Annotated in this window: 9 protein-coding genes; 3 read left to right on the top strand and 6 right to left on the bottom strand. The window is 62.3% G+C overall.

Going from position 1 to position 18606, the window contains the following annotated elements; all coding sequences use genetic code 11:
* Positions 1-133: 133 nt before the first annotated feature.
* The 3 genes from AD665_RS04620 to AD665_RS04610 form a co-directional block, all read right to left on the bottom strand.
* Positions 134-1714, bottom strand: a complete 1581-nt coding sequence (locus AD665_RS04620) for an aldehyde dehydrogenase (NADP(+)) (RefSeq protein ID WP_024776972.1) — start codon at positions 1712-1714, stop codon at positions 134-136.
* Between the two features lie 13 nt (positions 1715-1727).
* Complete coding sequence (gene araD1 / locus AD665_RS04615) at positions 1728-2720, bottom strand: AraD1 family protein (protein WP_024776973.1); 993 nt, start codon at positions 2718-2720, stop codon at positions 1728-1730.
* Between the two features lie 157 nt (positions 2721-2877).
* Positions 2878-4200 (bottom strand): MFS transporter, encoded by a 1323-nt coding sequence (locus tag AD665_RS04610; RefSeq protein ID WP_024776974.1) that lies wholly within the window; start codon positions 4198-4200, stop codon positions 2878-2880.
* A gap of 193 nt (positions 4201-4393) precedes the next feature.
* Between AD665_RS04610 and AD665_RS04605 the strand changes: the two genes are divergently transcribed.
* From AD665_RS04605 to AD665_RS04595, 3 genes are all read left to right on the top strand, one after another.
* On the top strand, positions 4394-6130 hold the full coding sequence (locus tag AD665_RS04605; RefSeq protein ID WP_024776975.1) for an IlvD/Edd family dehydratase: 1737 nt from the start codon (positions 4394-4396) through the stop codon (positions 6128-6130).
* A gap of 225 nt (positions 6131-6355) precedes the next feature.
* A complete protein-coding gene (locus AD665_RS04600; protein WP_024776976.1) occupies positions 6356-7075 on the top strand; it encodes a FadR/GntR family transcriptional regulator in 720 nt (239 codons plus the stop codon).
* Between the two features lie 141 nt (positions 7076-7216).
* Positions 7217-11920 (top strand): dermonecrotic toxin domain-containing protein, encoded by a 4704-nt coding sequence (locus tag AD665_RS04595; RefSeq protein ID WP_053191111.1) that lies wholly within the window; start codon positions 7217-7219, stop codon positions 11918-11920.
* Between the two features lie 162 nt (positions 11921-12082).
* Here the strand turns inward: AD665_RS04595 and AD665_RS04590 are convergent, their stop codons facing one another.
* The 3 genes from AD665_RS04590 to pepN form a co-directional block, all read right to left on the bottom strand.
* Positions 12083-14458 (bottom strand): efflux RND transporter permease subunit, encoded by a 2376-nt coding sequence (locus AD665_RS04590; protein WP_024776978.1) that lies wholly within the window; start codon positions 14456-14458, stop codon positions 12083-12085.
* Between the two features lie 43 nt (positions 14459-14501).
* Positions 14502-15554 carry a WD40/YVTN/BNR-like repeat-containing protein gene (locus AD665_RS04585; RefSeq protein WP_053191109.1) on the bottom strand — a complete coding sequence of 351 codons (1053 nt, stop codon included), beginning with the start codon at positions 15552-15554 and terminating at the stop codon, positions 14502-14504.
* A 383-nt stretch (positions 15555-15937) separates the two neighbouring features.
* Complete coding sequence (pepN, locus tag AD665_RS04580; RefSeq protein WP_053191107.1) at positions 15938-18595, bottom strand: aminopeptidase N; 2658 nt, start codon at positions 18593-18595, stop codon at positions 15938-15940.
* Positions 18596-18606: the final 11 nt, after the last annotated feature.

Below are 18606 nucleotides of genomic sequence, written 5' to 3'. Positions count from 1 at the left end.
AGGGCAAGCCCGCTCCCACAGGGGCTAAGTGGTGTAAGCAAATCCAGCATTCACCCAGGAACCACTGTGGGAGCGAGCCTGCTCGCGATGCGGCCGTCCATCGAACCTCAACGGAGCGGCCGCCCCGCGATCGTCAGAGCGCGTCGCGGCCCGGTACCCCGTCCACCAAGCGCTGGATCCCCAGCGGATTGGCATTTTTCAGGGGTTCCGGCAGCAGGTTGTCGGGGTAGTTCTGGAAGCACACCGGCCGCAGGAAACGGTCGATGGCCAGGGTGCCCACCGACGTGCCTCGGGCATCGGAGGTGGCCGGGTAAGGGCCACCGTGGACCATCGAATCACACACCTCGACCCCCGTCGGGTAACCGTTGAGCAGGATCCGGCCGACTTTCTGCTCCAGCAGTGGCGTCAACTCGCTGAATCGCTCGAAATCACCCGGCTCGCCGATCATGGTCGCAGTCAGTTGGCCGTGCAGACCGTTCAGTGCGGCGCTCAGTTGCGCCTGGTCGGCTACTTCAACGAACACGGTGGTCGGACCAAACACCTCTTCCTGCAACGCCTCATCCCCTTCGATCAATAGACTGGCGTCGGCCTTGAACAACTGCGGCTGGGCCTGGTTGCCCTGCTGTGCGCGACCGGCCAGGTGCTCGATGCCCGGGTGGGCAAGCAACTTCTGCAAACCCTTGCCATAACTCTGCAAGGTGCCGGCATTGAGCATGGTCTGTGGCGCCTGGTCATCGATCAGCGCTGCGACCTGTTGAGTGAATGCCGTGAACTGCGGCGAACGGATGCCAATCACCAGGCCCGGGTTTGTGCAGAACTGGCCACAGCCCATCACCACCGAGGCGGTCAGGTCGCGAGCAATACTGTCGGCGCGGGTCGCCAGCGCTTCAGGCAGGACGATGACCGGGTTGATGCTCGACATTTCAGCGAACACCGGGATCGGCTGCGCACGCGCGGCGGCCATGTCGCACAAGGCACGCCCACCCCGGAGCGAACCGGTGAAACCCACGGCCTGGATCGCCGGATGCTTGACCAGCCACTCGCCGACGCCACCGCCGTAGATCATGTTGAAGACGCCGGCCGGCATCGCGGTTTTTTCGGCGGCGCGGATGATCGCATCGGCCACCCATTCGGCGGTCGCCATGTGGCCGCTGTGGGCCTTGAACACCACCGGGCAGCCAGCCGCCAGGGCCGACGCGGTGTCGCCACCGGCCGTGGAAAAGGCCAACGGGAAATTGCTGGCGCCGAACACCGCCACCGGGCCCAGGCCGATACGGTATTGACGCAGGTCCGGGCGCGGCAGCGGCTTGCGCTCCGGCAAGGCCTGGTCGATACGCGCACCATAGAAATCACCACGGCGCAGGACTTTGGCGAACAAACGCATCTGCCCGCTGGTACGCCCCCGCTCACCCTGGATCCGTGCGGCAGGCAACGCGGTTTCACGGCAGACCACGGCGACGAACTCATCGCCCAAGGCGTCCAATTCATCGGCGATGGCCTCGAGGAACTCGGCCCGGCGCACCGCGCTCAGGCTGCGGTAAGCCGGGTAAGCCGCGGCCGCCGCCTTGGCGGCTGCATCGACCTCTTCAGCCGTGGCCTGGATGAAATCACCCGGCAAGGCTTCGCCAGTGCTGGCATCGAGGCTCTGCAAACGCGTCTGGCCGGCCGCGCTGCGCGCCCCACCGATGTAGTTGTGACCAAGGATCTGGTTCATCGCAAGTCTCCTCTTAAAGTGTGCCGATAGTACCCGGGTTGAACACCGCGTCCACCGGGGCAATGCCGTTGACCAGCGGCGCGCCGAATTCGGCCTGGCTGATTTCGAACACATCCCCCGGCTGGGTACGGATGCCATCGGCGAACGACAGGGTCGCGGTGCCGAAGAAGTGAACGTGCACATCCCCCGGACGCAGGAACTGACTGTACTTGAAATGGTGGAATTCCAGGTTTTCAAGGCTGTGGCACATGTTGGCCTCGCCACTGAGGAATTCGTTCTGCCACAGCACTTCGCCGTTGCGCAGGATACGACTGCTCCCGGATAGATGTTGAGGCAATTCACCGACACGAAGTTCCGGACCGAAGCTGCAGCTGCGCAGTTTCGAATGGGCCAGGTACAGATAATTCTTGCGCTCCATTACGTGGTCGGAAAACTCGTTGCCCACCGCGAAGCCCAGGCGATAAGGCTTGCCGTCGAGACCTATGACGTACAGGCCGCTGATTTCCGGCTCTTCGCCGGCGTCTTCGGCGAACGGCGGCAACGGGAACGGATGCCCCGGACGGACGACGATGCTGCCGTCGCCCTTGTAGAACCACTCCGGTTGCACGCCGGCCTGGCCGGCCTCGGGTTTGCCCCCCTCCACGCCCCACTTGAAGATGCGCATGGTGTCGGTCATGGCGGCTTCGTCGCCGGCCTGCTGGTGCATCTTGTCCCGGGCCGAGGCACTGCCCAGGTGGGTCAGGCCGGTGCCGCTGACCAGCAGGTGCGCCGGGTCTGGATGATCCAGCGGCGGCAGGATGCGCAGCTCACCGCGCAACCGCGCGTAATCATGCTCGGCACCGAATCCCAGGCCGTTGACCTGCTCTTGCAGCTTCACACCCGCCCCGATGGCCGCCAGCGCCAGCTCACGCACGGTCGTCGCGCATTGCACTTCCCGCACCCGGTCGCCGTCGACCACACCGACGCGGCGCTCACCGTTATCCAATTCGAACTGAACTAAACGCATGGTTTTCTCCTGTAAACACAACTCAAATACAGCATCAGCCCCCTGTGGGAGCGAGCCTGCTCGCGATGACGGCGGCACATTCAACAGGGATGCAAGCTGACCCGACGCTATCGCGAGCAGGCTCGCTCCCACAGTGGATCGGGGCGCCCCCCCTGAATCAGGTACGCGTCGCCCCCCGCGCACTGGCTGCGAACTGGTCCGCCGGCAGCGCATGCTTGCGCTCCAGCAGGCGGTACACCACGCCGGTCAACACCAGGCCGAACACCATCACACAGGACAGGAAGTACAGCCCCGAAGCCAGGTTGCCGGTGTATTCCTTCAGTGCACCGATCACGAACGGCCCGATATAGCCACCCAGGTTACCCACCGAGTTGATCAACGCGATGCCCGCCGCCGCGCTGGCGCCTGCAAAGAACCGTCCCGGCAAGGTCCAGAACACCGCCGTGCAGGAGAACAGTGCAAACGCCACCAGGCACAGCGCCGCCAGTTGCAGCACCGGCACCGACAGCCAGGCGCTGAGGAACAGCCCCATGGCACCCAATACGTAGAGCACGGCCAGGTGACCATAGCGATCGTTCAAGCGGTCGGAGCTGCGGGGAATGACCAACAATCCGATGATGCCGAAAATATAGGGCACCGAAGACACGAAGCCGGTCACCAGGTCGCTGCCGCCGAACTGCTTGATCAGCGTCGGCAACCACAGGCCCAGGCCATAGATACTCAGGGTCACCGGCAGGTAGAACAGCGCCAGCAGCAAGACCCGCTTGTCCTTCAGGGCGTGCAGCGGATTACCGTGACGGGTCTGGCCGTACTCCTGCAGGTCCTTTTTCAGTTCACCGGTCAGCCAGTCCTTCTCGGCCTGGTCCATCCACTTCACCTGTTGCGGGCCATCCGGCAGGTAGCGCAGCACCGGCCAGGTCAGCAGCATCGCCGGCAGGCCAATGACGATGAACAACCACTGCCAGCCGTGCAGGCCCAATACACCGTCCATGCCTAGCAACCCACCGGAAACGGGACCGGTGATCATCATGGCAATGGGTTGGGACAGAATGAACAGGCCCAGGATCTTGCCGCGATGGCGAACCGGGAACCACTGGGTGATGTAGTACAGCACGCCGGGAAAGAAACCGGCTTCGGCCGCACCGAGCAAAAAGCGCATCACATAGAAACTGTGGGGGCCCTGCACAAACGCCATGCCGATGGTGATGGCGCCCCAGGTGATCATGATCCGGGCGAACCAGCGCCGGGCGCCGAAGCGTTCGAGCATCAGGTTGCTGGGAATTTCCAACAGGAAGTAACCGATGAAAAACAACCCTGCGCCCAAGCCGTAGGCGGCATCGCCGATACCCAGTTCAGCGCCCATGTGCAGCTTGGCAAAGCCCACGGCAGAGCGGTCTACATAGGCGATCAGGTACAGCAGGATCAGGAAGGGAATCAGTTTCAGTGTGATGCGACGGATAAGCCGCAATTCCTGGCTCATGGGACCGGTCTCCGATTGTTGTTGTTATGGAACCTCGGGGGATTTCTCTCGCGAATGCACGCCAGGACAACCCCTCCATTGAGCCGGACTATATAGTAATACTATTTACCCAACAACACTTCCAAACCGCACAAATTGCGCTTATGTTACGCTTCATCCAGAACAATATAGTCATACAATAAGAGAATCGATCATGTCTGATAAAAAACCCTCCCTGCGCTCGGCCCAATGGTTTGGCACCGCCGACAAAAACGGCTTCATGTACCGCAGCTGGATGAAAAATCAGGGCATCGCCGACCATCAGTTCCATGGCAAGCCGATCATCGGCATCTGCAACACCTGGTCGGAACTGACCCCGTGCAACGCGCATTTCCGGCAGATCGCCGAGCACGTCAAGCGCGGCGTGATCGAAGCCGGGGGTTTCCCGGTGGAATTCCCGGTGTTTTCCAACGGCGAATCGAACCTGCGCCCTACCGCCATGTTGACCCGCAACCTGGCGAGCATGGACGTGGAAGAGGCGATTCGCGGCAACCCGATCGACGGCGTGGTGCTGCTCACCGGTTGCGACAAGACCACCCCCGCCCTGCTGATGGGCGCCGCCAGTTGCGACGTGCCGGCTATCGTCGTCACCGGTGGCCCCATGCTCAACGGCAAGCACAAGGGCCAGGACATCGGCTCGGGCACAGTGGTCTGGCAGTTGAGCGAACAGGTGAAGGCCGGCACCATCACCCTCGACGATTTCCTCGCGGCCGAGGGCGGCATGTCCCGCTCGGCCGGCACCTGTAACACCATGGGTACCGCCTCGACGATGGCCTGCATGGCCGAAGCCCTCGGCACGTCGCTACCCCATAACGCCGCGATTCCGGCCGTGGATGCGCGCCGCTATGTGCTGGCCCACATGTCCGGCATGCGCGCCGTGGAAATGGTCCGTGAAGACCTGAAGCTGTCGAAGATCCTGACCAAGGAAGCCTTTGAAAACGCCATCCGGGTCAACGCGGCCATCGGCGGCTCCACCAACGCGGTGATCCACCTCAAGGCCATCGCCGGGCGCATCGGCGTGCAGCTGGATCTGGACGACTGGACCCGCATCGGTCGCGGCATGCCGACCATCGTCGACTTGCAACCCTCGGGACGCTTCCTGATGGAGGAGTTCTACTATGCCGGTGGCCTGCCCGCCGTGCTGCGTCGCCTCGGTGAAGCCAACCTGATCCCCCACCCGAACGCCCTGACCGTCAACGGCAAGAGCCTCGGCGAGAACACCAAGGACGCACCGATCTACGGCCAGGATGAAGTCATCCGCACCCTGGACAACCCGATCCGCGCCGACGGCGGCATTTGCGTGTTGCGCGGCAACCTGGCGCCATTGGGGGCGGTGCTCAAGCCCTCTGCCGCCACTCCCGAGCTGATGCAGCATCGCGGTCGCGCAGTGGTGTTCGAGAACTTCGACGAGTACAAGGCACGGATCAACGACCCGGAACTGGAGGTGGATGCCAACTCGATCCTGGTGATGAAGAACTGTGGACCCAAGGGTTATCCGGGCATGGCTGAAGTGGGCAACATGGGCTTGCCGGCCAAGCTGCTGGCCCAGGGCGTGACCGACATGGTGCGGATTTCCGACGCCCGCATGAGCGGCACCGCCTATGGCACCGTGGTGTTGCACGTGGCACCGGAGGCCGCGGCCGGCGGTCCGCTGGCCGCAGTGAAGGAAGGCGACTTCATCGAACTGGATTGCGCCAGTGGTCGCCTGCACCTGGACATTTCCGATGCCGAACTCGCCGCCCGCCTGGCCGATCTGGCCCCGCCACAGCAACTGCTGGTAGGCGGCTACCGTCAGTTGTACATCAACCATGTACTGCAAGCGGACCAGGGCTGCGACTTCGACTTCCTGGTGGGCTGCCGCGGCGCCGAGGTGCCGCGACACTCCCATTGATCCCACCAAATCCCTGTGGGCTTTTGTGGGAGCTGAGCTTGCTCGCGATAGCGGTGTAACAGACAACAGAGATGTTGACTGGAAGGGCCTCATCGCGAGCAAGCTCGGCTCCCACAAAAGCCCCACAATGGATCGGCATCTAAATCAAAAATCGCACTAGCGACCCGCCCTCGCTGCGCCTGCTATCATGCGCAGCATCTCCTCCACAGGATCGCGCCGCCCCCCATGGATTACCGCAAACCTTCCGACCGCAAAAGCATGCACGCGCGCATCGTCCAGGAACTGGGCATGCAGATCGTGTCCGGACGCTTCAAGCCCGATGACAAGTTGCCCGCTGAAGCCTTGCTGTGCGAAGAGTACGCCGTGAGCCGTCCGGTACTGCGTGAAGCCACGCGGGTGCTGGTTGCCAAAGGCCTGGTTTATTCGCGGCCGCGAGTGGGCACGGTGGTCAAGGCCCGTCGGGAATGGCACATGCTTGACCCGGATGTGTTGCACTGGTTGATGCAGAGCAGCCCGCAGAATGAGTTCTTCGGCTTGTTGACCAGCGTGCGCAGCATCATCGAACCGGCCGCTGCCGCCCTGGCCGCACAGTTCGCCACCGACGCCGACATCGCCGCCATCCGCGAAGCCTATGAGCGCATGGACGCGGCACCGACGCCCGAAGCGCTGCTGCAACCGGACCTGGATTTCCATAGCCGGATCGCCGACGCTACCCACAATGACCTGCTCGCCAATCTGTGCAACATGCTGTCGGTGGCCATTGCCGAAGCACTCAAGCATTCCAACCAGCGACCGAACCTGCATGAGCTGGCGATGCCACGGCACAAGGCGATCCTCACCGCCATCGAGAATCGCGACGCCCTCGGCGCCCGCCATGCGACGTTGGTGCAACTGGACGACGCCCGCAGCGCGCTGAACGTGGTACTGGGCAACGAAACCAACTGATCCCCCGCCATCGTTGCCGAACAGACCCGGCACACTTCTTCCCAGGCACGGTGGTATCTATGTACCACCCGCACCGGACTGAGCAGTCGATACTTTTCACGCCGTCATCCCGACGGCCATGTTTTGTGAAAAGGACTTCTCATGACCACCCCCTCCACCGCTGACGCGATCCCCGCGTTGGCCCAAAACGTCAGCCTGCACTTCGCCAGTCGCCCGACCTTCGAACAGGTCGCCCGAGGCATGCTCGAACAAGCGATCAAGCAAAGAGACCCCTGGCTGAAGATCGACCTCTCCAGGACCCAATTGGCGATGCCAGACCCGGTCACACGCGGTTGGCACTTCCAGCCCTTGATGTCCGCAGCCCTCGACTACCTGGCCACCGGCACGCCCCCGGACTTCGACCCACAGGGAGCGTTTGACTGTTTTCTCTCCGACAGCCCGCCACGCCGCCTCTGGTCAGGCGATCGGGGCCTGGACATGCAGCTCATCAAGAAATCCATACTTGAACTGGCCTGGACCCTGCCGATCGGGCTGGAGGATGCCCTGGTCCGCTACTGGAACGAGGACATCGACAGCGGTGACCAGACCGCGACAAGTGGCCGAACCAGCCGCTGGCGCTGGCTCAGCGATGTACTCAGGAACACACTGAGCATCCGTGGTCTGCAACAACCCGAGCTCACGGATACGGCACGGGAGGCCCTGGACCAGATCGTCCGTTGGCCGGACCGGGCGCTGCGCTTTTGTCTCAACCGACAGGCCCCTGTGTACGCCTACAACCTGGAAACCTGGCTCACCCAGGGCAGCACCCGCACCGTGCTGGTCGGCGGCGATATCCTCCTGGTCCGCATCAAGAACGGCACCGCCGAATTCCTGCTGTGCAGCCCCGGCAGCGCCGTCAAGTCTTTTGCTTCCCTGGAGGCCTTCAATCAGCATTGGGGCGAATGGATTGCCCGCCAGTACACCGTCGGCACCATCACTTGCCAACGCTACGAAATCGGCGGCAACGTCTTCGAGCGCCAGGCGGCGATGTTGCTGGAGCAGCAATTGGTCGACCTCAAGGCTGTGCAACTGCCTGCCCGAATCGACCAGCAAGACCTGAAGCGCCTCTATGCCGACTTGAGCGACCCGGCGCGCTCGCTGCTGGAGGCCCCCCGACCGTCGCCTGACACTTCGGCACGCCTTGGGTCGCTGTTGCCCGAATGGCTGAAAAACGCCTCCATCGTCGACCAGACGACCTTCCAGCACTACAGCCTGGTCCTGGCCAGCGCAAAAAAACGCCATCAGGGCCAGACATTTCTCGGTGGCATCGACGACATCAAGGCCTTCACCGTCGACGCCTTGCTCGGCCGCCTGCGACAGACCAACGACAGCAGCGCGGACAAGCTGCCATCGGGCCGTTACCAACCCGACGATGTAGTGCTGACGTTCAGCGTTTCGGCAGGCTATCCCGGAACCGTCGGCCTCACCGAGAAGCGGCAGATGAGCCTGACCGAACTGGCCATCCACAATCTCGTCGCCCGCCCCAGCGGCACCTTCACCCTCAGCCATCGCCAGGGCCAGACGCTGCCGACCTGGCTGACGCCGGGCTTCATAACCGCGCTGATCGAACAGGTCGATATTGGCGCGACCTATCCTCGCTATCTGCAACAGCATTTACTCGGCGACTCGCCCCAGGCACAGAACCGGCAACGGATCTTCGCCGAACAGATCCCGGCGCAACTGATGCTCGAGGCGCTGAAGCAGAGGCTGAACCACGAGAACGGCGTGACCCTCCAAGGCTTGCGCCTGCTGGAAGCGGTCCAGCAACCCGACGCGGCGAGCCAGCAGGTCGAGGGTCGCCCGGTAGTGATTCGCCACCTGGGTTTGCTGCGCAAACCCCAGGCCCAGCCCGATATCGTGACCAACATGTTCATCATCGAAGGGCAGGACACCGCCACCGGCCCGCACCTGTTGTATCGGCCGCTCTACGCGCCCTCGCTGCAAGAGTTTCCCACACGCGAAGCGCTGTTGCAGGCCATCGCCACCACTGGGAGCCTGCAGGACAGCATCCTGACCTGGTTGCCTGACGCCGCACGCCCGATCTATGCCAACGGCGGATTCCTGGAACCCCACATCGTGCGGTTCTTCAGCGGCGACGAATTCAATGTTCCCGACAAACCCGCCCCAGCCACCCTCGCCGTCGACGATACCCGCGGCGAGCTGCTGCAATCGCTGCACGAGGGCGAGCTGATGCAGTACCTCTACGGCTGCAACGCTCAAGCCCTGGTCACCCAGGCCGACCGGGACTCGGTGTCCAACAGCGAGAGCCGCTGGGCGGTGTTGCTCGAAGGTGGCAGTCTGTTGTTCAACACGCTGCTGTTTCCTTTGCTGCGCGGCCCGGCCATGACCACCGTCTGGCTCTGGAACCTGATGGCCAGCGCCCAACAGGACATACCGGCGCTGAGCGGCGAGGACCCGGTGGCCCGGGAGCTGGCTGCCGTCGATCTGCTCGTCAACCTGGCCCTGTTGGTGAGCCAGTCGCCCGCCGGTCATGGGCCTGCGACTCGTGCGGTCGTGCCCGAATCGATAAAGGAACAAGCCATGCGCCCTCCCGCGCCGCGCGCCATCGCCGAGCAATGGCCTGCACCGCAGGCGCCCACCCTCGTAGAGGGCACCGTCACCTTGCCCGACGCCAACATCGATACCGGCAGGCGCCTGGACTTCAGTTTCGCCAGGGCCAGTGGTCGCCTGACACCAGCACTCCAGGCCAGACTGCAACGTTTACAGGTATCGACCCCCTCTTCCCCCCTCGCACCGATTGAGAACGGCCCCTACAAGGGCCTGTACGTGATCAACAATAAATGGCATGCCAAGGTTGAAGGTGTCCTGTATCGGATCACGCCTGAAGCGGGCGGCAGCGCAACCATCGTTGACCCGCTCGATCCACTCGACGCTGAAAAAAACGGTCCCTCGCTGCGAGTCGATAAGAACGGACACTGGCACCTGGATCTGCGCCTGCGTCTACTCGGCGGCGCACCGCCCAAGCGGGTGGAGGCACAGCGCCGTGTCAACCTGCAGCGGGTCCAGCAGTTGACCGAAGAATCCAAGCGGTTGGAGGCGCAAGATGCCGATCGACAAAAAGCCCTGGACGTGGCCCAGCAAGTCATGACCCGGACCGAGGAAGGCGGCAACTACACCGAAGCCCAGAGGGCGGCGAAACGCAAGATTTTCTATGACCTGCTCAAGGAGCAGACCGAGATATACCTGAAGCTGGCGGATAGCGCGGCCGAACGCGTCAGCCTGGGCATCGGTTTCCCGTCCGGTTACATGCATGTGCTCATGGAAAACCTGATCAACAATGCCCGCAAGGCGTTCCTGATCACCGAAAAGGAGCGCGTGGCCATCCAGCGAGTACATCCCCAGTTTGGAGAGCGTGCCGACATCAGGGAAATTGTCGACCGCGACTACGAAGCCTACATGAAGTACCTCGACGCCAAGAGTGACATCAACGACCGAGCGATCTATTGGTTGGAACTCAAGGACAATTACCTCGAGCAGCTATCGAACCTTGATGCGTCGGGCGCGCGGGCATTTGAACGGCTGACCAGCAACCGGCCCCTGGATGAGAAGAACGCCATCGGCAGCAAAACCATGCAGCTCTCCACGCTCCCCGTACTGTCGGTGAAAAACCGGCAATCCGCCCTGCCCAACCGCCTGCTTCGCATTCTCATGCCATTGATGGAGCACATGCGCTCCCATTGGGACCTGCAAACGTACGACGTCTCCCCGGCGGAAAAACTCGAAGTGCTGGAAAGCCTGACCGAGCATTACGGCAAGACCCTGGATACGTTGAAGGGGACAAAGGCCCTTTACCTGGACGACATCAACGAGTCCTATTTCGACAGGTTGGTCAAACTGGTCGAGGGCCTATACCAGGAGGTCTCCAGCAAACTCGCCGCCGAAATCAAACCCGAGCCAAAACCGCGCAAGCGTACGCCGAAACGCCCCAGGACCGGCGCCGGGCTGCCACAGAAAAAGTTGATCAGAACCCGCCACAACGGGGTCTTGATCGGCGACCTGAAACCCGCCGGCACGAGCCTGCCCATCGAAGTCGTCGAAATGCGCTCCGAAGCCAACAACCAAGTACTCGCCACCTATTCGCGCCACGAGGATGTCTGGGATGTGGTCGACGTACGGCGTCCGACCCCGGCGCCCCAGACGCGATCGATCAAGGCGATCCGGGCCCATGGGCGAGCACTGCTCGACGAGCTGGACAAGCGCATGAGCCGCGCTGAAAGCTACAAGACCCACTGCCGTCATCCTCAGGAGATCGAGGAAATCCTGAACAATGAAGCGAGTCACTTCCGCACACTTTCCGAAGAACTCGATCGGGCCCTCACCGCATCGCCAACCTCACGCACCCCGGCAAACGATGCCCTGGGCCAGCTGTTGTCAGACGCCGCCGCCAACCTGACCGCCAAGGGCAGTGACCTGCGTATCGAACTGAGCCTGAAACTGCCACCCACCGACGGCAACCTTCGCTTCCTGTTCGAGAAAAACCTGATCCAGGTGGCCCGGCTCGGCGACCGCACGGCCCTGCAAGGAACCCGCAAGGACTTCCTCCAGGAATACGCCATCAACGACCCTGACGGCTTCCCTATCTGGTACGCGCACTTTCATTACGAAGCCGCCGATACGCCGAAAGACAACTTCAGCGTCGCGCACCTCAAGACCAAGGAACAACGCAAGGAGCACTACCACTCACTACTGGCCAAGGCCACCAGCCCTTATGCGGTGGTGAATGTGCATCGGGGGCAGATCAGCAAGTCGTTGGCGCAGAGCAGGTTCCTGCCGTTGGCGCCTTGATTGCTGGAGGGATAGCGTCCGCTTTTGTGGCGAGGGGATTTAGCGAAACGTCGCACCGCCCCGCTCTGTAGGAGCAAAGCTTGCTCGCGATAGCGACAGACCAATCAACATTGTTGCTGGCTTATCGCAATTGCGAGCAAGCTTTGCTCCCACAGGTATCAGTCAGTGGGCAAACAACGAATTACCTTTCTGCCCCGCCAGCTTCTCCGGCTTGATCAGGAACCGCGCCAATGCCGGCAGCAGCCACAACGCGCCGAACATGTTCCACAGCAGCATGAAGGTCAGCATCAACCCCATGTCCGCCTGGAATTTGATGGCCGAGAAGATCCAGGTGCACACCCCGATCGCCAGGCACAAGCCGGTGAACAGCACGGCTTTGCCGGTGGACTTCAGCGTCTGGTAATAAGCTTCCTGCAACGGCAACCCGGCCCGCAGGAAGCTTTCCAGGCGGCTGTAGATGTAAATCCCATAGTCCACGCCAATCCCCACCCCCAGCGCCACCACCGGCAGGGTTGCGACTTTCACGCCAATGCCCATGAAGGCCATCAGGGCGTTGCCCAGCACCGAAGTCAACACCAGCGGCAGCACGATGCACAGGGTCGCCGCCCAGGAGCGGAAGGTGATCATGCACATGGTCGCCACGCAGATGTACACCAGGATCAGGATGGTCAGTTCCGACTCCTTGATCACTTCGTTGGTAGCCGCTTCGATGCCGGCGTTACCGGCGGCCAGGATGAACTCCAGGCCCTCGCGGTTGTTTTCCTGGGCGAAGGCTTGCACCGCCTTCACTGCACGGTCCAGGGTCTCGGCCTTGTGATCGTTGAGGAACACCAGCACCGGTGCCAGGGAGCAGTTGTTGTTGTACAGGCCATCGGCTCGGGCAATGGAGTTGTTCAGCACGTCTGGGTTGCGCGACAGGGTTTCCCATTTCAGGTTGCCCTCGTTCATGCCCTTGATCATCTGCTTGGACACGGTCACCAGGGAAATCGCCGATTGCACGCCCTCGGTGTTCTGCATCTTCCACATCAAGTCATCGATCGGTGCCATGGCTTCATAGCGCGAGCAGCCTTCGGCCTTGGTCTTGACCATCACCACCAGCACGTCGGAACTGGTGGAATAGTTGCTGATGATGAAGTTGTTGTCCTGGTTGTAGCGCGAGTCGGGACGCAGTTCCGGGGCCCCTTGGTCGAGGTCGCCGATCTTCAGGTTCTGGCTGTACCAGAGACCACCACCGAAGGCGAGCACCGCCAGGGCAATGGACACCGGCGCGACCCTTGCGCTGGCGAAGTTCGACAGCGACCGCCAGAACGGATGCTCGCGCGTCGCGTCTTTCTTGCTGCGCTCGATGGCGCGCTTGCTGATGCCGACGTAGGAAATGGCCACCGGCAGCAGGATCAGGTTGGTGAACACGATCACCGCCACGCCGATGGACGCACCGATGGCCAACTCGCGGATCACGCCGATGTCGATGATCAGCAAGGTAATGAAACCCACCGCATCCGCCAGGATCGCGATCATCCCCGGCAGGAACAGTTGCCGGAAGGTGCGCCGCGCAGCCGTCAGAGCGTTGTCAGCCTCGCTGGACTGCAAGGCAATGCCGTTGATTTTCTGCACCCCGTGGGAAATCCCGATGGCGAAAATCAGGAACGGCACCAGCATCGAATAGGGATCCAGCCCGAACCCGGCCGCGTGCATCAGCCCCAACTGCCAGACCACTGCCACCAACGTGGTGCTCAACACCGCGATGGTGCTGCGCATGCAGTGGGTGAACCAGTACAGCAGGACCAGGGTGATAACGAAGGCCACGCCGAAGAACATCACCACCATGATCAGGCCATCGATCAGGTCACCGACCTTCTTCGCAAATCCGACAATGTGGATCTGTACGTTGGGGTTCTGGACTTCGAACTTGTGGCGGATCTTGTCTTCGAGCTCGTGGGAGAACTTCTGGTAGTCCAGTTTCAGCAACTTGCCCTGGTCCTGGGGATCCGGGTAGGACTCCAGCAACGGGATGTCGACGATGCTCGATTTGAAATCGTTGGCCACCAGGCGCCCGACCTGGCCGGACTTGAGCACGTTGTTGCGCAGCAGGTCGAGGCTGTCGGCCGAACCGTTGTAGCTCTGGGGAATCACCTCGCCGCCGGCGAAGCCCTCTTCCGTCACTTCGGTCCAGCGCACGCTCGGACTCCACAGTGACTTGAGGCCGGAACGGTCGACGCCGGGTATGTAGAAGACCTCGTCATGGATCTGGCGCAGGGTCTCCATGTAGTCCTTGGAGAAGATGTCGCCGTTGGTGGCTTCCACGGAAATCCGCACCGTGTTGCCAAGGTTCGCCAGGTCGTTGCGATGTTCGAGCATCTTCTCGATGAACGGATGCTTGAGGGGGATCATTTTCTCAAAGCTGGTGGAAGGACGGATCAGCGTGGCCTGCCAGAACAGAAAAACGCTGACCAGCAGGCAAATGACGATCACTGCCGGGCGGTTGTTGAAAATCAGGCGCTCGAGGAACGTCGCCTTGTCTTGGTGATGACTGCTCATGGGGTCCGCCTTCTTGTTATTGTGCCCGACTCATATCCGCGGCTCATTTGTTCAGTTCAGCGCCGCTGGCCGTGGTGGTGCGCACGCCGCCCTGTCCGGCCAGGACCAGGTTGCCATTACCCGCCGCCGTGACGGCTGCCACGGAAATCCGGTCCGGACGGTTGAAGACGCTGAAGCTCACACCGTCGTCGGTACTGCGCACCACGCTGCCGCCGTTGCCGACGATCACGATGGAACCGTCCGGCAACAAGGTCGCCCCTGACAAGCCGAACTCCAGGGTACCCCGGGCGACCTTGAGCTCGACCTGCTCCCAGGAGCCGCCGAAATCGGTGGAGCGATAGAGGTTGCCGCGCAAGCCGTAGGCCAGCAGCGTCGAAGGCTGCGCGGTGCCGATGACGCCGAACAGCGAGCCCTGGTACGGACCTTCGAGCTTCTCCCAGGTCTGGCCCCAGTCGGCGGAGCGGTACATGCTGCCAGCCTCGCCGACGATGAACAGCCCGGCGTCTTTTACCGCCGCGATGGCGTTGAGGTGGAACTGATCTTCGTTGTCGAGACGGTCGCTGGCGTCTTCCCAGTGCTTGCCACCGTCGGTGGTTTCGAGCAACGCACCGTACGCGCCCACGGCGAAACCCTGACGGACATCCTTGAACCAGACGTCCAGCAGCGGCGCTTCACGGGTGAGGTCTTCGAACTGCCGGGTCCAGGTGCTGCCACCGTCTTCGCTGGCAAGGATCTGCGCGTCGTGCCCCACGGCCCAGCCATGCTTGTCATCGACGAAGAAAACGGCGGTGAGCAGTTGCCGGGTCGGCACCTTGGCCTGGGTCCAGGAAGCGCCCTGGTCGTCCGAATAGACAATGTGCCCACGATCCCCGACCGCCACCAGGCGCTGGCCGGCGTGAACCACGTCGAGCATCAGGGTCTTGCTGGCCTTGGCCGATTCGACCGAATAGATGACATCGGTTGTCGTGGCTGCAACGGCCAGCGCCGGTGCCGACAACCCCACAGAGCCCAGCAGCGAGAGCGCCGAGGCCAGCAACGCGACTCGGCGCAGCACCGGCTGGCGGGCGCGACCCACGGCCATGACAGGCTCGTTCATAGACCTTTTCCCCCATTATTATTGTTAGGCCATTCGACCTTTCAGGGCGCCGTAGGCAGCTCGATCGGGGCGCAAACCTGCAATCTAGAGCCACTTCGGAAGCTGACCTATCCTATCGGGCTTTCGGAAGGCCTGACAATCGACGCCACGTTATCTTTTGTTAACCAGGGGGGTTGGTGCAGGGGGTGAATGGCGGGGTATTCGGTGGGGTGATAAGCGATTATTTCAGAACCGGCATTGTGGTGCGCCCAATCGCGAGCAGGCTCGCTCCCACAGGGGTCTCGGTTGGTCACACGATGTGTGTTCACTGAAGATCCACTGTGGGAGCGAGCCTGCTCGCGATTAGAGCGCCGCGGTTCACCAGGTAAACCACGGCATCAAGGTCAAGCCAGGCTCTTGCTCACCACCTCGAACACATCGCTGGACAGCGCGCCGGACGCCAGGATGCGCTCCAGCTCGGCTTTCATCAGCGCCTGACGGGCGCTGTCGTATTTACGCCAGCGGGTCAGCGGTGCCAGTTGCCGCGAGGCGATCTGCGGGTTGAAGCCGTTGAGCTGGATGACCAGGTCCGCCAGGAAGCGGTAACCCGAGCCGTCGGCGGCGTGGAAGTTGATCAGGTTCTGCCCGGCGAACGCACCGATCAGTGCCCGCACCTTGTTCGGGTTCTTGAGGTTGAACGCCGGGTGCTCCATCAACGCCTTGACTCGCTCCAGGCCTCCCGGCAGGGGGCTGCCGGCCTGGACACTGAACCACTGGTCCATCACCAGCGGGTTGCCCTTGAAGTTTTCCGCGAACACTTCCAGCGCCCGGGCCTTCTCGGTTTCGAACGGCGAATTGACCAGCACCGCCAGCGCCGTGAGACGTTCGGTCATGTTGTCGGCGCTGTCGAACTGCTCCAGGGTGGCACTCAGCACTTCGGGCTTGTCGGTCAGCATCAGGTAAGACAGGGCGATGTTCTGCAACGCACGGCGGGCAAAATGCTCGGCTTCGGCCACATAGGGCGTGCGTTTCGACAGGTCGCGGTTGGCCTCATAGCGCAACCACAAGGCCTCGAACAGGTTGTCGGCCAGTTGCTGGCGAGCGAACTCACGGGCGGCATGGATCGCCTCGACGTCGGCCACTTCGCTGATTTCCGTCAGGTAGGCTTCGCTTGGCAGCGAGAGCATTTCCGCGACCATGGCCTGATCCAGGGTTTCATCCGACAGTACCGTGCGCAATGCGCTGACCAGACGCGGGTCCAGCACCAGGCTCTCGCCCTTCTTATGCTGAGCAATCAGTTCCTGCAACACCTGCACCGACAGTTGCTGGCCGGCATCCCAACGGTTGAAGCCGTCGCTGTCGTGCTGCATCAGGAACATCAATTGGTCGCGGTCGTAGGGGAAGCTCAGCTTCACCGGCGCCGAGAAGCCCCGCAACAAGGAAGGCAGCGGTTTTTCAGCGATGTCGACAAACGTGAAGGTCTGTTCGGCTTCGGTCACCGAGATCACCCGGGATGTGCCGTTTGCCGTCGCTTCGCCGGTCAGGCGCAGCGGGATCCCGGCGCCCTGGCTGTCCAGCAGGCCCAGCTCGACGGGAATCACGAACGGCAGTTTTTCCGCCTTGTCCGGGGTCGGCGGGCAGCTCTGGCGGAAAGTCAGGCTATAGGTCCTGGCGGTCGCGTCGTAGGACTCGCTGACCGCCAGCCGTGGCGTACCGGCCTGGCTGTACCAGCGTTTGAACTGGGTCAGGTCGACACCGTTGGCATCTTCCATGGCCTTGACGAAGTCATCGCAGGTCACAGCCTGGCCGTCGTGGCGCTGGAAGTAGAGATCGCTGCCCTTGCGGAAACCATCAGCTCCCAACAGCGTGTGGATCATGCCGACCACTTCCGAGCCCTTCTCGTACACGGTCAGGGTGTAGAAGTTGGAAATCTCGATGAAGCTGTCCGGGCGCACCGGATGGGCCATGGGACCGGCGTCTTCGGCGAACTGGTGGGTACGCAGATAGGCCACGTCCTGGATACGCTTGACGGTGGCGGAGTTCATGTCGGCCGAGAACCCGGCGTCGCGGAACACCGTAAAGCCTTCCTTGAGCGACAGCTGGAACCAGTCGCGACAGGTCACGCGGTTGCCCGACCAGTTATGGAAATATTCATGGGCGACGATGGCCTCGACCCGCTGGTGCGCGGCGTCGGTGGCGGTTTCGGCACGGGCCAGCACCGCGCTGGAGTTGAAGATATTGAGGCCCTTGTTCTCCATGGCGCCCATGTTGAAGTCGTTGACCGCGACGATCATGAAGATGTCCAGGTCGTACTCACGGCCGTACACCTCCTCGTCCCAGCGCATGGACTTCTTCAGGCTGGTCATGGCGTGCTGGCATTTGTCGATGTTTTCCGGCTCGACATAGATGCGCAGCGCCACGGTGCGTTCGGTCATGGTGGTGAAGGTGTCTTCGACGCACCACAGGTCACCGGCCACCAGGGCGAACAGGTAAGCGGGCTTCTTGAACGGATCTTCCCAGGTCACCCAATGCCGGCCGTCTTCGCCGGGACCGCTGGCAATCGGGTTGCCGTTGGACAGCAGCACCGGATAGCTATGCTGCTCGGCCACCACGGTGGTGGTGAACGTGCTCATGACGTCCGGACGGTCGAGGTAGTAGGTGATCTTGCGGAAACCTTCGGCCTCGCACTGGGTGCAGAACATGCCGCCGGACTTGTACAGGCCCTCCAGGGCCGTGTTGGTTTCCGGGTGGATCCGCACAGTGGTGTCGACCGTGAACGCCGGGACCTTGGGCTGCAAGGTCAGGTGACTGTCGTCCAACTGGTAGTCGCCCGACCCCAGGTCGGTGTCGTCGAGCTTGATGGAGACCAGCTCCAGATGCTGCCCGTCGAGCACCAGCGGCGGCAGCCCGCCCCCCCGCTCGGGGTTGCGACGCATCACCAGTTGCGCATGGACCAGGCTGTGGTCCTCGAACAACTCGAAGGTCAGGTGTGTCTCGTCGATCAGGTACTCGGGCGCCTGATAGTCCTTCAGGTAGATCATCTTCGGTTGTTCGGTGCGCATGGGTCGAATCC

Origin of the sequence: Pseudomonas corrugata (assembly GCF_001269905.1) — a bacterium.
Taxonomy (GTDB): domain Bacteria; phylum Pseudomonadota; class Gammaproteobacteria; order Pseudomonadales; family Pseudomonadaceae; genus Aquipseudomonas; species Aquipseudomonas corrugata.
This window is presented reverse-complemented; position numbering and strand designations above follow the sequence as displayed.